Raw genomic sequence first — 15,837 nt, 5'->3', positions numbered from 1 at the left:
GCGATGTCAGCCGCCCTGCACAACCGCAGTCCTGCCTGCCATTTAAACGGCCCGCCCGTTATCGCGGCTATTCAGTAACAGAAGAAAAGCGATCGATGGCCCGTAATGCCCATTCCTTGAACATTGATGTGCTCGCCCGTACAAGTGCAGCTTCGTTCTGGGCACGAAGCGAGAAAGATGCGGCAACCTTCGATTTACATTGCGGCCTTGGCGTCGCTTTTGGCGTTTGCAGCGTACAATCCGCTTTCGGCCGAGTTCGAAGCCGGCGACTCCGTTAAGTTGGACGCCTGCGCCGGTGATACGACGCGCTTGGGTGTCTCGCGCGTCGTCGAAATCGACCCGGCAGCGGGCGGCGATATCGGCGGCGACTACCGGGGCGCTCAACAGCTGCTCAACGATGGCGAAGTCGTCCTCACGTTCGACGACGGTCCGGCGCGATCGGTGACGAAGCCCATTCTCAAAGCGCTCGCCGACCAATGCACCAAAGCGACCTTCTTCATGGTCGGCCAGATGGCCCTCTCCGATCCCGCGATGGTTCGGGAAGTAGCGGCTGCAGGCCACACCGTCGGCACGCATACGTGGTCGCATAAGAATCTCCGCGCCGTCTCGCTGGCCAAAGCCCAGCAGGAAATCGAAGCTTCGATTTCGACGGTATCGTTGGCCAAGGGAGCACCCGTCGCGCCGCTTTTCCGCTTTCCCTATCTGAACGGAACCAAGCAGACCTCGGGTTATCTCAAGGACCGGGATATCGGAGCGATCTGGGTCGACGTCGACTCCAAGGACTACCTGACGCGCAGCCCGAAAGTTGTCGAGCAACGCATCCTTGCCCAGCTTGCGAAGACCAAGAAGGGCATCATTTTGATGCACGATATTCACGCGTGGACGGCCGCCATGCTCCCCGATTTATTGAAGGAACTTCAGCAGCGCGGCTTCAAGGTCGTCCACTTCGTACCCAAGGGGCAGATCGAGACGATCGCGTCCTATGACGACGCGGCCCTTAAGGCCATCGCTGCAAAGTCCGCAAAAAAGGCCGCAAATCCGATCGCGGCGCGCTCGATTGTATGGCCGATGTCGCCTGCGCCTACGCCGTCGGAGGAAACAGACGTCGCCGCAATGGCACCGCCTGGATCGAAGCACAAAGCGTCCCGCTACAAGAAAATCTCGACCAAGCCGTCGATTTCGGACGGTCTATCGGGCGAAACTTCGGAAGCTCCGGCGTCTGCTGCCAAAACCAAAAAGGGCAGCAAGCCGAAGGAACCGGATTTGCCCTGGTCGTTCTTCAATTGACCCTACGCTAGCCGCAGCACCATCGCTCACGCGGATCTGCCCGATGCGCGGGACGGTCCCATGGTGCGCGACGCGCTTCAAGTGCAACCCGACAAGCGGCTGCCATGGAAATTAGGACGTCGGATTTGGATTCGGCGGCTGGGCGCCCTCCATGGGCATTGTTGGCGACCCTTCCGAAGGCGGCGGCAAGTGAGCGGAAATTGCCTCTCGCAGAGCTTGCTCCTTCGTATGATCGAGCGACGTCTGCAGCAGCTCGCCGCCCGTGCCTCTGATCGCCTCCAACACCTTGTCTTCCGTCATCTTCCGGATTTCGACAAACAGGGCGGCACTTCCAGGCTTAAGCTTGGACGCGAGCTGCTTCATGAAGTCGTCGTTGATGCCATAGTCGGCCAGTGCCCCGCCCAGCGCTCCGGAGGCGACGCCGACCGCCGCGCCCAATAGCGGCATCAGAAAGATCAGGCCGACCAGGGTGCCCCAAAAGCCGCCGGTTACAGCGCCCGCCGCCGTCGTGTTCAAGAGCTGATTGAGCTTCACCTTGCCGTCTTCACGCCTCACCGCGATGACTGCATCGCCGATCGACAGCAGATACTGATTTTGAAGATCGAGAAGCTTCGCGCGCATTTCCTCGGCTTTCGCCTCGGTCGGATAAACGATAACGATCAGATCGGACATGGCGTTCTCTCCAGCGTTGATGGGCGTGCTGATCTTGCGCCGAACGATCCAACTTCATTGCCAAGGAAATAGATCAAATTGGACGATGTCGGCTTGCCCGGTTCAGGCGGCAACCATCGCAGGTCAGTAACCATCGCATCTGCATGAACGTTCCGGCCGTCCCGGTGTTCGCGAAGCGCGCCGCCGCATCACCATTGCTTTCTGAATTTTAAGGCGTTGGACGGCTTCCGGAAAGATTGGCGCAGGCAAATTCAGGGTTCCCCCCGATGCGCCTGAACGCGCACGTCCCTCATTGCATCAGGCCTCATTTATTTAGGAACGACCAAGATGAATGACACGGCAAGCACCCCCAAAGTGAAGGGCATAATCGCTTCCCACAAACGAACGCTGGCAGCCTGCGCCGCAATTATCGCCGCGCTCGGCACGACCGCGGTCTTTGCCAATAATAGCAACCTGCCAGGCTCTTCAATGCTGACGCCGGTCGCGAACCTCAGCGCATCCACGTCCACTGACCAAGGCGAGCCGGGCTTCGCTAACCTCGTCGAGCGCGTGAAGCCCGCGGTCGTTTCCGTGTTCGTCAAATCGGAACGGATCGATGACGTCGCAGATGCGGCGGGACAGGACGACGGAGACAATCCGCTTCAGGGTCTGCCCTTCGACTTCCGTCAACCCGATCCGCAGTCGGAACAGGGCAATACCGAGCCACGCAAGCATCTGATGCAAGCGCAGGGCTCCGGCTTCTTCATTTCCGCAGACGGCTATATGATTACAAACAATCATGTCGTGGATCACGCCAAGACCGTCGAGATCGCGATGGAGGACGGAAAGCGCTACCAGGCGAAGGTTGCCGGCACCGACCCGAAAACGGATATCGCCCTTCTGAAAGTTGAGGGATCATCCGACTTCCCGTACGTGCGGTTTGCCTCGCAGGCGCCGCGCATCGGTGACTGGGTTGTGGCGATGGGCAATCCGTTTGGCCTCGGCGGCACCGTCACCGCCGGCATCGTGTCCGCCAATGGACGCGACATCGGCGCCGGTCCCTACGATGATTTCATTCAGATCGACGCCCCGATCAATAACGGCAATTCGGGCGGCCCGACCTTCAACCAGAAGGGCGAAGTCGTCGGCGTGAACACCGCCATATTTTCACCCTCCGGAGGCTCAGTCGGCATCGCCTTCGACATCCCCGCCGAAACCGCAAAACGCGTTTCCGAACAGCTCAAATCATCGGGTCAGGTCGTACGCGGTTGGATTGGCGTATCGATCCAGCCGGTGACGGCCGATATCGCCGACAGCCTCGGCCTGAAGGAGGCGAGAGGCGCCTTGGTTGACGAGCCGCAAGACGGTGGCCCGGCGCTTTCGGCCGGCCTCAAGTCTCGGGACGTGATCGTTTCCGTAGATGGAAGGCCGATCAAGGATGGACGCGACCTAGCCCGCACGATCGCCGCCATCCCGCCCGGAAAAACTGTCAGCATAGCCCTCATTCGCGACGGGCACGATAAAACTATCGACCTGACTGTCGCGGCCTATCCGAGCGGCAAGACGGCGGAGCTAGCGCCGCCCGCGGGCAGCGATACGAAGCTTGGCATGACGCTCGCGCCAGCCAATCAGGTGGAAGGCGCAGGCCCCGACGGAGCCGTCGTGGTGACCATCGATCCCGACGGCAAAGCTGCCGATAAGGGCATCCAGAAAGGCGACATCATCCTCTCGGTCGGAGGTAAGGCCGTATCGGGCCCGCATGATGTGACGAAGGCGCTACAGGACGCCAGGAAGCAGAGCAAGCGCGCTGTTCTGATGCAGTTGAAGACGGCTCAGGGCAATCGCTACGTCGCCATGCCGACCGCTTAAAGACCCAGCGCGTTAACGTTGGAGGCGGAAAGCGATTCACCACTCCACCGGAGGAGCATCGGCACAAAAAAAAACGGAGCCCGCCCGCCAATAGTTGGCGGACGGCTCCGTATTGAAGCCTTGCTCAAGTACGTAAGCACTTGAAAATTAATGGTGCGGTTGAAAGGACTCGAACCTTCACGCCGTTTCCAGCGCTACCACCTCAAGGTAGTGCGTCTACCAATTCCGCCACAACCGCAGTTCAGACCCGTAAGATCTGGAATTCGCGAAGGGCTTTGGCGCTGCCCCGTCCCGCGAAGACGCCGACGTAACAGAGCCCTACCACAAACGCAAGCGGCAGTTTGACAGGATCGTGTCGAACTCATCGGATCGGACTCACTCTATATAATGAGCAGGTCACGATAGGCTCCGCGTCGAGCCATCGAAACAGCGGTCGTTTCGCCCATTTTCGCGGGTCCCCGTCGTCAATGAAGCATCCAGATTGACGCCGATGCCATCCAAAATATCGATTGCAAACTCGTCTGCCGCCGTCGATTGGACCGTTAGCAATGGCTACGTCGAATATGATCGTGCCCTCGACATCATGGCGCGACGGACGGCAGCGATCCGGGAGGGCCGAGCGAAGGAACTGGTCTGGCTCTTGGAACATCCGCCGCTCTACACGGCCGGCACGGGTGCGAAGGAAAAAGACCTTCTGAATTCCGGCTCGCTCCCTGTTTATCAAACGAACCGCGGCGGTCAGTTCACCTATCACGGCCCGGGTCAGCGCGTGGCCTATGTCATGCTTGACCTCGAAACGCGCGGCCGCGACATCCGCGAGTTTATCACCCATCTGGAAACATGGCTGATCAACACGCTCGCCGAGTTCAACGTGACGGGTGAAACCCGGCGTGACCGCGTCGGCATCTGGGTGAGACGGCCGTCAAAGGGCGAAATGATCGAGGACAAGATCGCCGCGATCGGCCTGCGCGTCAGTCGCTGGGTATCGAGCCACGGCATTGCCCTCAACGTCGACCCGGATCTCTCCCAGTTTAGCGGGATCGTCCCGTGCGGCATCCGCGATCATGGCGTGACAAGCTTGGCGGACCTCGGCTTACCCGTGACGCTTTATGATGTCGACGTCGCACTACGCGGAAGTTTTCAACAGATTTTCGGACCGACGAAGCTCGTTGAGCCGGGCAAAGCGCTGAAAATCTAGTCTGAAAGCGGGCGATCGGCCCTCGATCGCGGCTCCACAAAAGAAAAAGGCGCCTGCATCCGATGGGGACACAAGCGCCAAACAGGCGATGCCGCAACCTTTTCTCTACCTTATCTTCCTCTCTCCCGCTTTCGAGGCGCTGCCAGCGGGCGGCGCGAGCCCCTTTTCGGGAGAATCGTAGTAGAGAAATCCCTCTTCGACCGAGACGCTTTCCGAACCTTCGAGTTCGTACTCGGCATTCACACTATCGTTAAGGCGGATGATGCAGCTCTTCTGACAGACCCCGTCGATCACCTTACCTACTGGCAGAATCTCATCTTGGTGAGATGAGCCCTGGGTGATGGTGAGCTTGACCTCGTTATCACCTCGGTTGGTAATCGTGGCTGCTGCAGAAGCAGCCGAGGTCATAAGAAGAACTGCGATCGCGCTAGCCGTAAGAGCCAGAAGGTCAAAACGGCCGCTCCTGCGATCGCGGCAGAAATTCATTACTTCTTCTTCTTAGCTGCCTTCTTGGCAGGGGCCTTCTTGGCGGCTTTCTTTGCAGCTTTAGCCATTTTGAATCGTCCTTCCGTTTGATCGTTGACAGACGCACGTCTGTCGACCCGACTCGAGTCAGGTCGACTTGACATTGATAAGATTCAAGACAATGCACAAACGAAATTTGACGTTTGGTGATATCGGAAATTTCGATAGATGAGTTTTCCACGCCTCGATGAGGATCACACGCGATGGACGTCAATCTCGCTCGCACTTTTCTCGTCGTCGCTGAGACTGGAAGCTTCGTCGACACCGCACGCAAACTGAACATTACCCAATCAACCGTCTCCGCACGCATCAAAGGCCTCGAAGACCTGTTGGGACGGCCACTTTTCACACGTTCCAAGTCCGGCGCGGAACTCACCGGCGCCGGCGAACTCTTCCAGAAGCATGCGCTCGCGATGGTCCGCGTTTGGCAGCAGGCTCAACTGCAGGTCTCGCTCGCCGATCAGCATCCCGAGCACGTCTCAGTTGGCGCACCGATGAGCCTTTGGGGTGGATTCCTGTTGAAATGGGTCACGGGACTGAGGGTTCAGATCCCCGGCATCGCCGTTTCCGCGACTGCCGGCTCGTCGCCGATATTGAGCCAACGCTTGATAGAAGGGACGCTCGATCTCGCGATCATGTATCGGCCGTCGCCTCCCCCGGGCCTGACCATCGAACACCTGTTTGACGAAGAGTTTGTTTTGGTTTCCTCAGCGAAACCGTCAGCGCGGCGGGGAGTTAACGACTATCTGCTCGTCGATTGGGGCGCCGATTTCTTGCAGGATCACGCGGCCGCATTTCCGGAGCACGCCAACCCCGCGATCAGCCTCGATCTCGGACCGATGGGCCTAGATTATCTTCTGGCGAACGAGTGCTCGGGGTATTTTCCGGCGCGCATGGTGCGCAAACTGATCGCGCGCGGCCGGGTGAGAGAACCCAAACGCTCGAGAAAATTCGTTTACCCGGTCTATATGGTCTATCCCGAAACGCGGAACGAAGAGGCTTACGAGCCTATTCTGCGGGGATTGAGGCGAGCGGCCGCGAAGCTCGGCTGATCGTTATCTCTCTTTTTGCCTAGCGGCCGGCTCCCAACAGGGGAGTCTCTTCCTGGCGGCCGGCATCGCCAACGCGAAATGCCGCTAGGCACAGTGTGATCTCTTCTCAGGCGGCAGGCCCCGCAGACGCGGGCCCGCCGGCCCCATATTGAAAAACTCAGGCGAACTCGAGGATGACCGCGTCGACGGCGAGGCTGTCGCCGGGCTTCGCCGCAACCTTTTTCACTTTGCCGTCGCGCTCGGCCTTCAAGATGTTCTCCATCTTCATGGCCTCTACGATCGCCAGATTGTCTCCTGCCTTGACCTCTTGGCCCTCGGAAACATTCACGGCCTTCACCAAACCCGGCATCGGACACAGCAGGAACTTCGACATGTCGGCCGCAACCTTGACCGGCATCAGCGCGGCAAGCTCGGCCTCGCGCTGCGTGTAAACGTACGTCGGCGCCTGAATGCCACGATAGGAAAGCGTCAGGCCGTTGGAAATTGGACGTACCTGAACGGCGACATCCGCCCCGTCGACCGTACCAAACCAGACGGGTTCGCCCGGCCACCACTCCGACGTGATCTCCATCGTCTTCGTCGGTTGGCCGTCGCCGTCGAGGATCGACACGTAGTAAGGACCAGGAATCGCGCCCAGAACTTCGAGCTCGACCTCCGCCGATCCGATCCTGACGATACGGCGCTTGGCAAAGTTGACCGAGTGTCCCGACATCTGATCCGTGATATCGCGGCGGCGCGTATTGCCGAGATGATCGATCGTCCCCGCGACCGCGGCGAGCGTGACCAGATCATTGCCTTCGGGCGCACGAGGCACAAACCCTTCCGGGTATTCTTCCTTGATGAAGCCCGTTGAAATCTTGCCGGAGCGCCAGCGCGGATGCTGCATCATCGCCGAGACGAACGGCACGTTATGCTGAATGCCGTCAATATAGAACGCATCGAGAGCGGCCGCTTGCGCGTCGATCGCCTCTTCGCGGGTCGGCGCATGCGTGACAAGTTTCGCGATCATCGGGTCATAGTACATCGAGATCTCGCCGCCCTCGAAGACGCCGGTGTCGTTCCGAACCGTGACGCCGTCCTTGCTGCCTTCAGCCGGAGGACGGTACTTAACCAAACGGCCGATCGAAGGCAGGAAATTCCGGAATGGATCTTCAGCGTAGACCCGGCTTTCGACGGCCCAGCCCTTGAGCTTGATGTCCGCCTGCTTGAACGGAAGCGTCTCGCCTGCCGCCACCCGGATCATCTGCTCGACGAGGTCGACGCCGGTCACGAGCTCCGTCACCGGATGTTCGACCTGGAGACGCGTGTTCATTTCAAGAAAATAGAACGAGCGGTCCTGGCCGGCGACGAATTCGACGGTGCCGGCGCTGTCGTAACCGACGGCCTTCGAGAGGGCGACGGCCTGCTCGCCCATCGCCTTCCGGGTCTTCTCGTCAAGCAACGGCGACGGCGCTTCCTCGAGGACCTTCTGGTTACGGCGCTGAATGGAGCATTCGCGCTCGCCGAGATAAACGACATTGCCGTGCTTATCGCCCAGCACCTGAATTTCGATGTGACGAGGGTTCTCGATGAACTTCTCGACGAAGCAACGGTCGTCTCCGAACGACGACTTGGCCTCGGAACGGGCAAGCTCGAAACCTTCCGCCGCTTCTTTTGCGTCGTAGGCGATGCGCATACCCTTGCCACCGCCACCCGCGGAGGCCTTGATCATGACCGGATAGCCGATCTGGTTCGCGATCTCGACCGCGTGCTTGGCATCCTTGATTTCGCCCATGTAGCCGGGGACGGTCGAGACCTTGGCGGCGGCGGCCGCCTTCTTGCTCTCGATCTTGTCGCCCATCGCAGCGATGGCTCTGGGATTGGGCCCGATGAAGACGATGCCGTTTTTTTGAAGCTCGACCGGAAACGCCTCGCGCTCCGAGAGAAATCCGTAGCCCGGATGAACCGCCTCGGCGCCCGTCGCTTTGCAGGCCGCGATGATCTTATCCATCAGCAAGTAGGACTGATTGGCGGGCGCGGGACCGATATGGACGGCCTCGTCCGCCATTTCGACGTGAAGGGCGTCTCGATCGGCATCCGAATAGACCGCGACCGTCTTGATGCCCATTTTGCGCGCCGACTTGATAACGCGGCAGGCGATTTCACCGCGATTGGCAATCAGAATTTTCTTGAACATCGGCGGGTCCCGGTCCTTCCCGTAAGCACTTTCAAGTGCCTCAGCTTGTCGCAAGGCAACACGCCCTTCTAGAGGGTGTGGAAGGCGTCGTAAACACGCCACGAGTAGGCCGATGCCACTAGCTGTGCGATCCGCTGCCGCACGCCTAAAGATCGTGGGCGGCGGCCGTTCACCTGGGCGGTGGGGCCGTCGCTGAAGAGAGGCGGGTTAACGCCTCAGGCCGCGTCGCCGAGTCGGCAGACGGCCTCGGTGAGAACAGGGTGAATCCGCGGGCTTTCGTGATTCAAATAAGAGACCAGCGCCTTCTCGCTCGGGCTCAAGCGGCCGTCGCGGCCGAGACGGCTGACGAGCCAAGTCGCCTCCGCTTCGGTGATTTCCTCATGCGTGATGATCTCGATGCGCTGATGCTCGAGCCGGGCCAGCGCCCGCTCCTCTACCGTCTGATCGTGATAGGCGTCCTGCACCGAAGCCAAGTTCGACTGCACCATCGAAAGGAGTGCGGCGAGAACGGACGTCTGCTCTTCCGGCTCCTCGAGGGTCGCTTCCTGCCGAAGCGCCTCCTCGCGCGAGGGAACGGCATAGCCGGATGCCGCCATCATGACGTTCGCGATGGCCTTCACGAAGAGATCGGTCCATGCGGGATTGGGCGCGGACGCCGAAATCGCTTCGTCGATATCGAATAGAACGTCGGCCTCGGCGCGCGTCACCGCGACGTTCCCATCACCCGCGAAGGCGTAAAGGATGCGGCGGAGAAGATCGACCTCGCCTTCGCTGATGGTGCGGGCCTCGATAGCTTTGCCATCGCGCAGCGGACCCGCCCCGTCGACGACAGCATGCTTCACCTGCTCCAACGCGAACTTGACGAGACTGACCGGCGCCCAGCGCGCCTTGTCGAGGACATTGACGATAAGTTCGAGTTCCGTCTTCGTATCGATCTTCCCGTCTCTGGAAACGCGATCGATCAGCCAACGACCGTTGTCGGCCGTGATATAGCCGCGCGGCGCTTCCTGATAGACGATATAATCGGTGATGGCCTCGATGAAGAATTCGGGCCATTCGGGGTGATACGCATGGCAAGCGTTGTTCAGCGCAAAGATAATTTCCGCTTCATCCGCCGAGATGATGCCATCATCATAAAAGACGCGCCGCAAATGCAAAATATCGGTCAACCCGATCGTTTGACGCTTTAACATCTCGTTTATCGGCAACGACCGCAGCCCACTCATCGAATGCCCCCACACCCAGGCCAACTACATGGTGAGAAGCGTAGGTCGTGATACTTAATTGCGACTTAAGAGCCGCACGAAATTGAACATCCAAAAGGGCCGTCGATGGCACTGTGGCGCGGTCATCACAGAAAGCTAAAGACGTTCGGGGGCCGCAGCTCCCCGCTGCGACCCCCGTAACCTCCCGTCATGCTCCCGCGTGCGCGACGGGTAAGTTTCGAAAAGAATTATCTACACCTCAGAATGAATGGTTGCTGAAGGCTCTCTCGGCTCCTCTCGGACTCTCGCGTCCGGCGGCCGGCTCCCCGCAGGGGGAGTTGCCGGACGCAACCAAAAAATCATCGAAATAATAAAGCCCGTCCGGAAGGGGGGATTTCCGAACGGGCTCATCCGGCTGAGTGCGGTTCTGGGCGCACGTGGCCAGTGGAATTGCTCCTGCCGGCAGTAGGCAAAATCCTCCGCGGCGCGGTCGCTTGCCGCAAAGCCGCGTGATCCCGCAATCACTTCGCTTCGCAGTTGTTAGAAGAACGAATGCGTCCCGGACATCCGTCGCCGCGGCGATTGAATAAGCGTCGGTGACCGCGAAAAAATTCCCACGACCGAACTTCAGGCCGCAAGCTGTGACACGAGCCGCGCGCGCGATTGCGGGAGCGTTTCTCCCCGCGGGAGCAGAAGATGCTTTTCGATGAAATGCCCGGTGAGCGCGAACCCGAGACTGACGTCCTGCGTCGTCACCGCGCCGGATCGCTGTTTCGTCAGGAACTGAGGAAGCGCCAGAAGCTTATCGCGATAGGGTTCGCCCGCCGATGCCGAGACGGCGCGACCGGACTTCGGCGAAACGTAGATAAGCTGATCGTTGCTCCCCGTTGCCGCGCACTGACTGAGATCGAGGCCGAAGCCCAGCTCATCGAGGAGCGCCATCTCCCATCTGACGAGCAGCGCCGGCCACACGGTCGCATCATTGAGAAAGCCGAGAACGAAAAGCGTGATCTCGTAGAGATTGGGATGCGGATCGCGCTCAGGCAGAAGCCGCGTGAGGGTCGTGATGGAAGAAAGCGCCATCAATGCCTGCGCGTCGTCCATAGCCTCGGCGGCGAAGGCGCGGCGCATCTCGACGCTCATGGTGCCGAGCTGGTCCACGAGACGCGCCTTCCACTCCGCATCGATGTGGTTGCCCGGCTGAAGAACGGGACGCAGCCGTCGCGAGCGGCCGCCGTGCACGAGCCCCATGTGCCGACCATGAGCTCTCGTCCATAAATCGACGATCGCGGCTGTCTCGCCGTGGGGCTTTACCGAAAGAACAATGCCTTCATCGGACCATTGCATATGGACTCAGGTACCGGCGCCTTACGATTTGGGGAAAGGCAGACCCATTTCCCGATAACGCTCAGGGTCGCTTTCCCAGTTCTCACGCACTTTGACGAATAGGAACAGATGCACCCGGTGGCCAGCCATCTCCTCGATCGCATGCCGCGCCGTGCTCGATATTTTCTTGATCGTATCGCCGCCCTTGCCGAGCACGATCTTCTTCTGGCTGTCGCGTTCGACGTAAATCGTCTGTTCGACGCGCGCCGAGCCGTCCTTCAGGCTCTTCCAGTCCGTAGTCTCGACCGTTGTCGTATACGGCAGCTCCTGATGCAGGAAGCGATAGACGCTTTCACGCGTCATCTCAGCCGCTTGCGTCCGCATTGGCACGTCGGTGACATCGTCTTCCGAATAGTGCCACGGACCCGGAGGTACGAGATTTGCGAGATAAGTCCGCAGATCCTTGATGCCCTGACCTTCCGTCGCCGAGATCATGAAAATACGGTCGGGAGCAAGCTGCTCATCGACCATTTTCGCCAGCGACAAGAGCCTAGGTTTGTCATCCACGCGGTCAATCTTGTTCAAGATGACGATCTTCGGCATCCGAGCCGATTTGAGCCGTTCGATAATGCCCTTCACATCGTCGTCCATGCCGGCTGCCGCATCGATGACGAGCAGCACCGCATCGGCATCTTCGAGCCCGCCCCACGCCGCGTCCACCATCGCGCGATCCAATCGGCGCTTCGGATTGAAGATACCGGCCGTATCTATGAAGATGATCTGGCTGTTCCCTTCCATCGCGATACCGCGAATGGGAGCCCGGGTCGTTTGAACTTTATGCGAGACGATCGCGACCTTGGCGCCGACGAGCGCGTTGACGAGCGTCGACTTGCCGGCATTCGTCGGCCCAATGACGGCAACGAATCCGCATCGCCGGTCACCGGCGTCGAGCGGCGCTGAACCTGTAGTATTTTTAGACATCGCCTATGCGCGCTCCTACGCCTTCTCGGGTTAGCAGTGCAGTTGCTGCGGCCTGCTCAGCAATGCGCTTCGATGCCCCCTCGCCCTGTGCGGGCGCCTTACCGGCGATCAAGACTTCGGCCGTAAATCGAGGCGCGTGATCCGGCCCATTGCGCGCGACAACCGTATATCGAGGGAGTGCCAGCCCCTGGCCCTGCGCCCATTCCTGCAAAGCCGATTTAGCATCGACCGACACTTCCGGAACGAGTTCGGATTGCTCCCGCCAGAGCCGGTGGACGACGCCGCGCGCCTTCTCGAACCCGCCGTCGATGAACACCGCGCCGAGGAGGGCTTCCGCGGCATCGGCAAGGATGGTTGTTTTGTTTCGGCCGCCACTGTCGGCTTCGCTTTCCGAAAGAATGAGATGGTCGCCGAGCCCGATGTTGCGAGCGACCTTGGCACAGGCCTCCCCGCGGACGAGGCGATTGTAACGGCGGGCGAGTTCGCCCTCGCTCGCGTCGGGATACTGCCCGTTGAGCGCCTCCGCGATCGCAAGACCCAGAACGCGATCGCCGATGAATTCCAAGCGTTCGTTGTCGAACCGGGCAACTTTTCCGCCGCGAACGCTCGCGTGCGTCAGCGCACGCTCCAGGAGCGCGGGATCCTTGAACTTATATCCCAGTTTGGTTTCGAGTTCTTTGAACTTCCGAGGTCTTAGCATGGCGCAAATGCCGCGTGGCGGTCACCGCACGAGAGTGAAGAACCTGTCCCAGCGGATGTCAAACGGCCAGGTCCAAGGCGCGTACCACCGGAAGGCATCGGGCTCATCGACTTTGGCGGAGAAGAAGATGATCTCGGCACGACCGATAAAATTCTCATAAGGGACGAACCCGACTGCGCTTCGAACACGACTGTCGGTGGAATTGTCGCGATTGTCACCCATCATGAAGAAGTGACCCTCAGGAACCTTGTAGACTCCCGTGTTGTCATAGGGTCCATTCGGGTCGCTATCGAGGACTTTGTACTTCACGCCATTCGGAAGTGTCTCCTCAAACACCGGAATGGTCCGCTCCCGGCCCTCCTCGAACGTCGTGAATTCGCCCGCGGGCTCCTTCGGAATGGCGGCACCGTTAATGAAGAGCTGGCCGTTCTTCATCTGAATTTCGTCACCCGGCAGCCCGATGACCCGCTTGATGTAGTCGGTCGAATTATCCCGCGGCAGCTTGAAGACGGCAACATCGCCCCGCTTCGGTTCGGCGCCGAAAATCCGTCCTTCGAAGATGTTGGGACTGAACGGGAACGAAAACTTGCTGTACCCGTAGGATAGCTTCGAAACAAAAAGATAATCGCCGATCAGCAGCGTTTCTTTCATCGAGCCCGAGGGGATATTGAACGGCTGATAAAAGAAGATGCGGACGAACATCGCAATGGCGAGTGCTTCGACGACGATGACGAGTGTTTCAAACCAACTCGATCTCGACGTCTTAATACCAACGCTCATCCGCAGGCTCCTCTGGGCCGCCAGGCGGCATTGGCCGGGGCTCGCTTAATGTTAGGCGGTCCGCTATAGCGAGTTTGCCCCTGAGCCGCAACGACGGCTACAAACCTGACAAAAACGTAAGGAATAACAGCAACTCGACGCTGCCGGACCACCCATGTAGCTTAGCGCGTCCAAGACGTTTATAGCCGCGGCGAAATGGTCAGTCGCGTTGATTTTCCTGATCTCTTACCGCGGAAATAATCACGATGGCTTGGGCCATCGGATATTCGTCGGTCAAAGTGACATCAATGCGGGCCGTGAAGCCCGTCGGTATCAATCGCGCGAGCTGATCGGCCGCGCCCCCCGTGAGCGCCAATGTCGGACGCCCGGACAAGGTATTCACAACGCCGATGTCCTTGAGATGCACACCGTAGCGAAATCCGGTCCCGAGAGCCTTCGAAGCGGCCTCCTTTGCCGCGAACCGCTTTGCGAAAGTTCGAGCCGAATGCGCCCGTGAGAATGCCTTCCGGCGCTCTTCCGCCGTGAATACACGGTTGAGGAAACGATCGCCAAAGCGCGCGATCGTTCGCTCGATCCGCCGGATATCACAAAGATCGTTGCCGATCCCTATGATCATCCCGCTCCCCGCAGGGAGAGCGCTTCTCGCGCCTCATCCATCAGGACGCGCATGCGCCGAACGGCCATGGAAAGGCCGCCGAAGATCGCCTCCCCGATCAGGAAATGCCCGATATTCAGCTCGACGATTTCCGGGATGCGCGCAATCGGCTGCACCGTGTTGTAGGTGAGGCCATGCCCGGCGTGGACCTCGAGCCCGGCCGAGGCTGCTGCTTGCGCCGCTTTCTTATGCCGCTCGAGTTCGCGAGCGACGCCAGCCGCATCGTGGTCGAGAGCGAGATGGCAATATTTGCCGGTATGAAGCTCGACAATGTCGGCGCCGACTGCCGACGCTGCCTCGATCGTCTTGAGATCGGGCTCGATGAACAACGATACCCGAATGCCGGCATCCTTGAGTTTGGCAATCAATGGCTCGAGAGATTTCGCCGATCCTTTGACGTCGAGGCCGCCCTCCGTCGTTCGCTCCTCGCGCCTTTCCGGCACAAGACAGCACGCGTTCGGCACATGCCGCAACGCGATCTCCAGCATCTCGTCCGTCGCGGCCATTTCCAGATTGAGCGGCCGCGTCAGCTCGTTCTTGAGCCGCGTAATGTCGCTATCTGAAATGTGCCGGCGATCTTCGCGCAGATGCGCGGTAATGCCGTCGGCGCTTCCTTCGATCGCGAGGTGAGCCGCACGCAGCGGATCAGGATGAACACCCCCGCGCGCATTTCTGAGCGTCGCGACATGATCGATATTCACGCCGAGCCGCAACGCGCGAGCGGGCGTCGTCTTCGATTGACCTGTTTCCGGGAGCTTACGGTTAGCCGCCACGTGCTTTTGCCACCAATGTTGAGGAAAGAACTGCCCTGCCGCCGATAGGTCAGTGGAGCCTGCGGTGCCGTTGGAAAACGCGCACCGCTCGCCGTGTAGGATAGTAGCTAAACACCGCCGCTATCAAGCCGACGAGAAGACCACCGACGATCATCGGCTCGACGATCGGAGACAGATAATCGACGGCCGTATTAAGCGTCTCCGGCGAAGGAGCGCTCAACGTCGCGCCGAGCGCGTTGGCCGTATCGGTAAAATGATCGGCCGCGTAGGCTGGATCCTGACCGAGAAGAAGCGCCCCCGCGAAATACGACCCGCTCCAGATAGCCGGCCAACTCAGGGGATTGCCGACAAAGGTCCCAAGTATCGCGGCGGGCATACTGACACGGAGGACGAAGGCGAGCGCAAAGGCGAGAATGGTCTGGATGCCGAGAAACGGAGTAAAGGCGCTGAAAACGCCGATTGCGAAGCCGAGCGCCACCTGATGCGGCGTCGCGCGAAGAAGAAGTACTCGCCGCCAGAAGAACCGGATTTTCGCGCGCACGGCAGCTGTATTGATCAGCCTGGGACCGTCGCGCTCTCCCGATGCTGTAAGTTTCTCGCTCAACCCACAACGATCCTATCGACTCTACCGAAATCAAGTATCCAAACGCATAGAATAG

Annotated in this window: 15 protein-coding genes and 1 tRNA gene; 4 read left to right on the top strand and 12 right to left on the bottom strand. The window is 59.7% G+C overall.

All coding sequences use genetic code 11. The features are described from left to right. Positions 1-177: 177 nt before the first annotated feature. Entirely contained in the window at positions 178-1,287 is a 1,110-nt protein-coding gene (locus AACL53_RS05155) for a polysaccharide deacetylase family protein (RefSeq protein ID WP_339083160.1), read from the top strand. 111 nt (positions 1,288-1,398) lie between these two features. Here the strand turns inward: AACL53_RS05155 and AACL53_RS05150 are convergent, their stop codons facing one another. After that, entirely contained in the window at positions 1,399-1,959 is a 561-nt protein-coding gene (locus tag AACL53_RS05150) for a DUF1269 domain-containing protein (protein ID WP_339083158.1), read from the bottom strand. Positions 1,960-2,286: 327 nt separating this feature from the next. On the opposite strand from AACL53_RS05150, the gene AACL53_RS05145 reads away from it, so the two are divergent. Then, the gene (locus tag AACL53_RS05145; protein WP_339083156.1) at positions 2,287-3,807 is read left to right on the top strand and encodes a Do family serine endopeptidase; all 1,521 of its coding nucleotides are present in this window, start codon (positions 2,287-2,289) and stop codon (positions 3,805-3,807) included. A gap of 151 nt (positions 3,808-3,958) precedes the next feature. On the opposite strand, the gene AACL53_RS05140 is transcribed toward AACL53_RS05145, so the two are convergent. Beyond that, a tRNA-Leu gene (locus AACL53_RS05140) sits at positions 3,959-4,045 on the bottom strand. Between the two features lie 252 nt (positions 4,046-4,297). On the opposite strand from AACL53_RS05140, the gene lipB reads away from it, so the two are divergent. Further along, complete coding sequence (gene lipB / locus AACL53_RS05135; protein WP_339083154.1) at positions 4,298-5,005, top strand: lipoyl(octanoyl) transferase LipB; 708 nt, start codon at positions 4,298-4,300, stop codon at positions 5,003-5,005. Between the two features lie 105 nt (positions 5,006-5,110). Here lipB and AACL53_RS05130 read toward each other — a convergent pair whose 3' ends face one another. Beyond that, complete coding sequence (locus AACL53_RS05130) at positions 5,111-5,491, bottom strand: hypothetical protein (RefSeq protein ID WP_339083152.1); 381 nt, start codon at positions 5,489-5,491, stop codon at positions 5,111-5,113. 242 nt (positions 5,492-5,733) lie between these two features. Between AACL53_RS05130 and AACL53_RS05125 the strand changes: the two genes are divergently transcribed. Next, a complete protein-coding gene (locus AACL53_RS05125; protein ID WP_339083150.1) occupies positions 5,734-6,582 on the top strand; it encodes a LysR family transcriptional regulator in 849 nt (282 codons plus the stop codon). A gap of 157 nt (positions 6,583-6,739) precedes the next feature. Here the strand turns inward: AACL53_RS05125 and AACL53_RS05120 are convergent, their stop codons facing one another. The 9 genes from AACL53_RS05120 to AACL53_RS05080 all read right to left on the bottom strand — a co-directional run bounded on the left by AACL53_RS05120 (position 6,740) and on the right by AACL53_RS05080 (position 15,782). Next, positions 6,740-8,758: an acetyl/propionyl/methylcrotonyl-CoA carboxylase subunit alpha gene (locus AACL53_RS05120; RefSeq protein ID WP_339083148.1), complete on the bottom strand. Its 2,019-nt coding sequence runs from the start codon at positions 8,756-8,758 to the stop codon at positions 6,740-6,742. Between the two features lie 215 nt (positions 8,759-8,973). Beyond that, positions 8,974-9,951, bottom strand: coding sequence for a hypothetical protein (locus AACL53_RS05115; protein ID WP_339083146.1), 978 nt, complete (start codon positions 9,949-9,951; stop codon positions 8,974-8,976). Positions 9,952-10,590: 639 nt separating this feature from the next. Next, a complete protein-coding gene (gene recO / locus AACL53_RS05110) occupies positions 10,591-11,310 on the bottom strand; it encodes a DNA repair protein RecO (RefSeq protein WP_339083144.1) in 720 nt (239 codons plus the stop codon). Between the two features lie 21 nt (positions 11,311-11,331). After that, positions 11,332-12,270: a GTPase Era gene (era, locus tag AACL53_RS05105; RefSeq protein ID WP_339083142.1), complete on the bottom strand. Its 939-nt coding sequence runs from the start codon at positions 12,268-12,270 to the stop codon at positions 11,332-11,334. Beyond that, on the bottom strand, positions 12,263-12,970 hold the full coding sequence (gene rnc, locus AACL53_RS05100; protein ID WP_339083140.1) for a ribonuclease III: 708 nt from the start codon (positions 12,968-12,970) through the stop codon (positions 12,263-12,265). Before rnc ends, era begins: the two co-directional genes overlap by 8 nt. Positions 12,971-12,991: 21 nt before the next feature. Further along, positions 12,992-13,750, bottom strand: a complete 759-nt coding sequence (gene lepB / locus AACL53_RS05095) for a signal peptidase I (protein ID WP_339083138.1) — start codon at positions 13,748-13,750, stop codon at positions 12,992-12,994. 199 nt (positions 13,751-13,949) lie between these two features. Then, the gene (gene acpS / locus AACL53_RS05090) at positions 13,950-14,366 is read right to left on the bottom strand and encodes a holo-ACP synthase (RefSeq protein ID WP_339083136.1); all 417 of its coding nucleotides are present in this window, start codon (positions 14,364-14,366) and stop codon (positions 13,950-13,952) included. Next, positions 14,363-15,178, bottom strand: coding sequence for a pyridoxine 5'-phosphate synthase (locus tag AACL53_RS05085; protein ID WP_339083134.1), 816 nt, complete (start codon positions 15,176-15,178; stop codon positions 14,363-14,365). The genes acpS and AACL53_RS05085 overlap by 4 nt, the downstream gene beginning before the upstream one ends. Positions 15,179-15,227: 49 nt before the next feature. Beyond that, on the bottom strand, positions 15,228-15,782 hold the full coding sequence (locus AACL53_RS05080) for a DUF2062 domain-containing protein (protein WP_339083132.1): 555 nt from the start codon (positions 15,780-15,782) through the stop codon (positions 15,228-15,230). Positions 15,783-15,837 lie beyond the last annotated feature (55 nt).

This window comes from Hyphomicrobium sp. ghe19 (assembly GCF_902712875.1).
Taxonomy (GTDB): domain Bacteria; phylum Pseudomonadota; class Alphaproteobacteria; order Rhizobiales; family Hyphomicrobiaceae; genus Hyphomicrobium_B.
Note: the sequence above shows the minus strand (reverse complement) of the source record. Positions and strands in the feature narration are given on the sequence as shown.

Excerpts from the sequence above, each read along its gene's own strand:
- AACL53_RS05150 (WP_339083158.1), bottom strand. The coding sequence starts at position 1,959 with ATGTCCGATCTGATCGTTATCGTTTATCCGACCGAGGCGAAAGCCGAG.
- lipB (WP_339083154.1), top strand. The coding sequence starts at position 4,298 with ATGCCATCCAAAATATCGATTGCAAACTCGTCTGCCGCCGTCGATTGG.
- recO (WP_339083144.1), bottom strand. The coding sequence starts at position 11,310 with ATGCAATGGTCCGATGAAGGCATTGTTCTTTCGGTAAAGCCCCACGGC.
- AACL53_RS05115 (WP_339083146.1), bottom strand. The coding sequence starts at position 9,951 with ATGTTAAAGCGTCAAACGATCGGGTTGACCGATATTTTGCATTTGCGG.
- AACL53_RS05155 (WP_339083160.1), top strand. The coding sequence starts at position 178 with ATGCGGCAACCTTCGATTTACATTGCGGCCTTGGCGTCGCTTTTGGCG.
- era (WP_339083142.1), bottom strand. The coding sequence starts at position 12,270 with ATGTCTAAAAATACTACAGGTTCAGCGCCGCTCGACGCCGGTGACCGG.
- rnc (WP_339083140.1), bottom strand. The coding sequence starts at position 12,970 with ATGCTAAGACCTCGGAAGTTCAAAGAACTCGAAACCAAACTGGGATAT.
- lepB (WP_339083138.1), bottom strand. The coding sequence starts at position 13,750 with ATGAGCGTTGGTATTAAGACGTCGAGATCGAGTTGGTTTGAAACACTC.
- AACL53_RS05120 (WP_339083148.1), bottom strand. The coding sequence starts at position 8,758 with ATGTTCAAGAAAATTCTGATTGCCAATCGCGGTGAAATCGCCTGCCGC.
- AACL53_RS05145 (WP_339083156.1), top strand. The coding sequence starts at position 2,287 with ATGAATGACACGGCAAGCACCCCCAAAGTGAAGGGCATAATCGCTTCC.
- AACL53_RS05130 (WP_339083152.1), bottom strand. The coding sequence starts at position 5,491 with ATGAATTTCTGCCGCGATCGCAGGAGCGGCCGTTTTGACCTTCTGGCT.
- AACL53_RS05125 (WP_339083150.1), top strand. The coding sequence starts at position 5,734 with ATGGACGTCAATCTCGCTCGCACTTTTCTCGTCGTCGCTGAGACTGGA.
- acpS (WP_339083136.1), bottom strand. The coding sequence starts at position 14,366 with ATGATCATAGGGATCGGCAACGATCTTTGTGATATCCGGCGGATCGAG.